This is a genomic window from Corynebacterium nasorum (assembly GCF_030229765.1).
GTDB classification, from domain to species: domain Bacteria; phylum Actinomycetota; class Actinomycetes; order Mycobacteriales; family Mycobacteriaceae; genus Corynebacterium; species Corynebacterium kefirresidentii.
Map to the genome: position 1 here is coordinate 1 of NZ_JASPGY010000017.1, position 4,670 is coordinate 4,670.

Here is a 4,670-nt window from a genome sequence, read left to right on the forward strand (position 1 = left end):
AACCAATCAACACACAACCATGCACACAAAAAATAAAAAGTACATTGGCACACTATTGAGTTCTCAAACATCACCACTAACCAACAAAAAATTAACTTCCCGTTAACCTCTCATCGGCAGCCCGTACAAACTTACTCAACTCAAAGAACAAAGTCAAATCATCGAACCAAGTCCGTACAAAATGTCACCATCAAGTAACCTCCCGGCTACCTCTCGGCGACTTGGATTAATCTAGCCCACCACAACCAAACAACACAAATCCCCAGCACACTACGGAAAACTGTGTACTGAGGACGTCGTTAAAAGAGCTCTTCTTCTTGAGTTCTTTCGATCGTGGCGCCGAGACGCTGCAGGTTTTCTACAAAATTCGGATAACCGCGGTCGATGTGGAAAACATCGTGAACCGTAGTGGTCTCATCCGCACACAACGCAGAAAGCACCAAGCCCGCACCTGCGCGGATATCGGAGCTCCATACGTGAGTAGAAGACAGCCGCTCTTTGCCACGGACTACTACATGGTGGCCGTCAACCTGGGCGTCGGCACCCAGGCGCAGCATTTCATCTACAAAACGGAAGCGGGATTCAAAGACATTCTCTGTAATGACCGTCGTTCCGTCCGCAATGGCGGAGATGCCAATGGCCATAGGCTGCAAATCAGTAGGGAACCCCGGAAATGGCAGGGTCTGATAGTCCACCGACTGCGGGCGCTGATCCATGCGTACGCGGAAGCCGTTCTCATAGGTTTCCAGTTCGGCACCGGCGGACTTCAGCTTTTCCAGTGGCAGGTGCAGGTGGCGCGGTGAGATACCGCCCACCGTGATGTCCCCCTGGGTCATGGCGGCGGCATATGCCCATGTACCTGCCACGATGCGGTCACCGATAACCTCGTGCTGGGTGGGCTGCAGCTTATCGACGCCCCGGATAGTCACCACCGAGCTTCCTTCACCTTCGATATCGGCACCCATGGATTTGAGCATGGTGCACAGATCGACGATTTCGGGCTCACGAGCCGCATTATGCAGAACGGTTTCCCCCTCAGCGAGAACCGCGGCGGTGAGGATGTTTTCGGTTGCACCCACTGACGGGAAATCAAGGCGAATATTCGCGCCACGTAGGTGGGTGGCTTCTGCCACGACGGCACCGTGCTCAATACGAGTGGTAGCGCCCAGCTTTTCCAGGCCCGTCTGGTGCATGTCTAGCGGGCGGGAACCAATCGCGTCGCCGCCGGGCAGCGCTACCTTGGCATGACCACAGCGGGAGGTCAGGGGTCCGAGCACACAAACGGAGGCGCGGAACTGGCGGACTGCATCAAAGTCCGCATTAGATTGTGGCTGCGCAGGAGTAGTAATCCGGACTTCAGAGCCCTCGATAACTACCTCGCAACCGAGCCCCTCGAGGACCTTCTTCATCAGGGGGACGTCCAGAATTTCTGGGCAGTTGGTCAGCGTCGTAGTGCCCTCCGCCAGCAAGGATGCGGCCATGAGCTTTAAGACGCTATTTTTTGCGCCATCTACTTTGACGGTGCCCTCTAAGCGGGCACCGCCGGAAACAATAAACTGATCTTTCACAACTGCCTACGCTACCGGTTCTTAAGGCAACGCGCCGATGCGACGGGCGGCATTGACCGCCTCGTAGCGGGTGTGCGCACCGAGTTTACGCATTACCGAGCGCAGATAAGACTTCACAGTTTCTGCGCCGATTCCCATTTCCTCAGCCGCTTCCACGTTGGTGTGGCCCAGGGCCACACAAGAGAGAACGTCGAGCTCGCGGGCGGAGAGCTTGGTGGATTGCTTCACGCGCACCGGAGAAACCATCTGGTCACATAGCGTCTCCAGTTCCTTGCGCAGCTCCTCGTCTTCCACGCGGTTAGCCAGCATGCGCAGCTTGGAGTGGGTGGAGCGTACCTGTTCCCACTCAGCACCGTTCATAACGTGGCCGCGGGCGGCTCCGCCTTTAGACCCATCGGCGCGGCGCATCGCGGAATTTACAGCTAGGTCCTGCTCAAGAGTGCGCGCGGTCATCGTCACTTCTTCAATGACCTTGTCGCCCAGGCGAACTGGTGAATGCACTCCCACGTAGAGGACGCCGCGGATTTCGCGCTGGACCGTAACGGGCACAGCCACGATGGAGTGCAGGCCCTCGTCTTGGATTACGCGATCATTCTCGTGCGAAATGGTAGTAGCACGGGTGTAATCGGAGACGCCTACCGCGCGGCGAGTGCTCACCACTCGCCCACCCACACCAACGCCTGAGTCAATGATCAGATTCTGCAGCGCTGGGGTACGTAGGCCCACCCACTGCGTAATCTGCAAGCGATTGTCTGGCAGCAGCGTGGCATACATCGTCACCGGAATACCTGTAGCGGTTTTCAGGGACGATAACGCCGCGCGTACGGATTCTTCATCATCTTTGAGGCGATGCGACTCCATGAGACTCTTTCCTCGTCGGGGGTAACCAAGCAGGTGTACCCGTCTTCCCCCCGGGAATTTGGGGGCCAGCGGGCAACTGAGTGGAAGTATAGACAGCATGTGGGGGTAATTCGAAATCGCCCCTGGCTTATCCGGTGTTGTAATCCCACATGGAATGCCCGAATGCCCGGTCTAGAATTTATATACTGACCGGTCTACTTGTGTAGTGTACCCTTGCGTTGTACACGATTTGAATCCAAATCCGATTCCCAAAGGAGTCAATACAATGGCTGTCTACAACAACATTATGGAAACCATCGGCGGCACCCCGCTGGTCCGCCTAAACCGTCTTACCGAGGGCAAGGGTGCAACCGTGCTTGCCAAGGTTGAATCTTTTAACCCCGCTAACTCCGTGAAAGACCGCATCGGCAAGGCCATCGTTGAGGCCGCTGAGAAGTCTGGTCAGCTCAAGCCGGGCGGCACCATCGTGGAAGCCACGTCCGGCAATACCGGCATTGCCCTAGCTCTGGCCGGCGCCACTTTGGGCTACAAGGTCATCTTGACCATGCCGGAGACCATGTCCAACGAGCGCAAGGTGCTGCTGCGCGCCTATGGCGCAGAGATTGTACTGACCCCAGGCGCGGCGGGCATGCAGGGCGCCGTCGACAAGGCGAATGAAATCGTCGCCGAGAACGACAACGCTATCCTGGCTGCACAGTTCGCCAACGAGGCAAACCCGAAGATGCACGAGGAGACCACCGGCCCGGAGATCTGGGAAGACGCCGAGGGCAAGGTTGATGCCTTCGTTGCTGGTGTAGGCACCGGCGGCACCGTTACCGGTGTGGGTCGCTTCCTCAAGTCCAAGAATCCGGACCTGCACTTGGCCGCCGTCGAGCCGTCCGACTCCCCTGTCCTATCTGAAGGCCACGCTGGCCCGCACAAGATCCAGGGCATCGGCGCCAACTTCGTTCCTGAGGTACTTGACCGCGAGCTTCTCGACGAAGTCTTTCCCGCCACCACCGAGGAGTCCATTAAGGCCTCCCGCGACTTGGCCACCCAGGAAGGCCTGCTGGTAGGCATTTCCGCCGGCGCTAACGTCTCTGCAGCTTTGAAGCTGGCAGAGCGCCCAGAGTTTGAGGGCAAGACCATCGTGGTTGTCCTACCGGACTTCGGTGAGCGCTACGTCTCCACCATCCTCTTCGAGGACATCCGCGAGGCTTAAATCACTTCGGATGAATAAAAGCACCCGCCAACCTTGGCGGGTGCCTTTTTTATGCCAGTACTATGTGAGCATGAACATTATGAGCTACATCCGTGAAGACTTAGCGAATGCAAGAGATCACGATCCAGCCGCTCGCGGCGACGTCGAAAATGCAATAGTGTACTCCGGCCTCCACGCGGTGTGGTCTCATCGCATTTCGCACTGGATGTGGAAGCGCGGCCTACGCGGGCCCGCGCGCATATTAGCGCAAATTAACCGCTTCTTTACCGGCGTGGAAATCCACCCGGGCGCCACTATCGGTCGCCGCTTCTTTATTGACCACGGCATGGGCATCGTCATCGGTGAAACCGCCGAGATTGGCGATGGCGTCATGCTTTACCACGGTGTCACCCTCGGTGGCCAGGTACTCACTCAGACTAAGCGCCACCCCACCATCGAGGACAATGTAGTCATCGGCGCAGGCGCTAAGGTACTCGGCCCCATCACGATCGGTGAGGGATCGGCCATTGGCGCCAATGCCGTAGTGACGAAGGACGTGCCCGCCGAACATATCGCGGTGGGCATCCCGGCCAAGAACCGCCCACGCAATCCAAATGAGCGCATCAAACTGGTCGACCCCGACTACTACATCTAAATTCTCTCCCAGCGGCCCACAGGCACTTGTGGGCCGCTTTTTATATGCCTTCTGGGCGTAGCAGGTCGCGGTATTCGGGATTCTTTTCTATAAAGTGCGCCACGGCGGAGCAGGAAGCGATGACTTGCTTGCCGACGCCCCGGGCATCATCAAGCGCAGCCTTAATCAACGGCGCAGACAGTCCTTGGCCGCGAAAAGCATCCTTGATGACCGTGTGGTTGAACTCGCGGGTATCGCCCGCGTCTACGTAGTAGCAAGCACCCGCCTCAGTACCGTCCACGGTGAGGACGTAACGGGATTTATCGGTCTGGTGTGCAATAGCGTGTTCCAGGGTTAAGGGTCAAAAAGTGTGTCCGGAATCGCGGATTTTCACGGATTGACCTGTAGGTTTCCGGAAAGTATATGC

Annotated in this window: 5 protein-coding genes; 2 read left to right on the forward strand and 3 right to left on the reverse strand. The window is 57.3% G+C overall.

Annotation, left to right across the window (positions count from 1 at the left end; genetic code table 11):
* Nucleotides 1-299 precede the first annotated feature (299 nt).
* On the reverse strand, nucleotides 300-1,568 hold the full coding sequence (gene murA, locus QP904_RS11640) for a UDP-N-acetylglucosamine 1-carboxyvinyltransferase (RefSeq protein WP_023019848.1): 1,269 nt from the start codon (nucleotides 1,566-1,568) through the stop codon (nucleotides 300-302).
* Between the two features lie 21 nt (nucleotides 1,569-1,589).
* On the reverse strand, nucleotides 1,590-2,429 hold the full coding sequence (gene ramA / locus QP904_RS11645; protein ID WP_005325834.1) for an acetate metabolism transcriptional regulator RamA: 840 nt from the start codon (nucleotides 2,427-2,429) through the stop codon (nucleotides 1,590-1,592).
* Between the two features lie 265 nt (nucleotides 2,430-2,694).
* Between ramA and cysK the strand changes: the two genes are divergently transcribed.
* Together cysK and epsC are read left to right on the forward strand one after the other, a co-directional pair.
* Nucleotides 2,695-3,630: a cysteine synthase A gene (cysK, locus tag QP904_RS11650; RefSeq protein WP_248100211.1), complete on the forward strand. Its 936-nt coding sequence runs from the start codon at nucleotides 2,695-2,697 to the stop codon at nucleotides 3,628-3,630.
* A gap of 70 nt (nucleotides 3,631-3,700) precedes the next feature.
* Entirely contained in the window at nucleotides 3,701-4,264 is a 564-nt protein-coding gene (epsC, locus tag QP904_RS11655) for a serine O-acetyltransferase EpsC (RefSeq protein ID WP_034655513.1), read from the forward strand.
* Between the two features lie 40 nt (nucleotides 4,265-4,304).
* Here the strand turns inward: epsC and QP904_RS11660 are convergent, their stop codons facing one another.
* The gene (locus QP904_RS11660) at nucleotides 4,305-4,595 is read right to left on the reverse strand and encodes a GNAT family N-acetyltransferase (protein ID WP_023019851.1); all 291 of its coding nucleotides are present in this window, start codon (nucleotides 4,593-4,595) and stop codon (nucleotides 4,305-4,307) included.
* Nucleotides 4,596-4,670: the final 75 nt, after the last annotated feature.

What these genes read in the sequence shown, in the direction of transcription:
- ramA (WP_005325834.1), bottom strand. Translation starts at nt 2,429, where the DNA reads ATGGAGTCGCATCGCCTCAAAGATGATGAAGAATCCGTACGCGCGGCG.
- epsC (WP_034655513.1), top strand. Translation starts at nt 3,701, where the DNA reads ATGAACATTATGAGCTACATCCGTGAAGACTTAGCGAATGCAAGAGAT.
- cysK (WP_248100211.1), top strand. Translation starts at nt 2,695, where the DNA reads ATGGCTGTCTACAACAACATTATGGAAACCATCGGCGGCACCCCGCTG.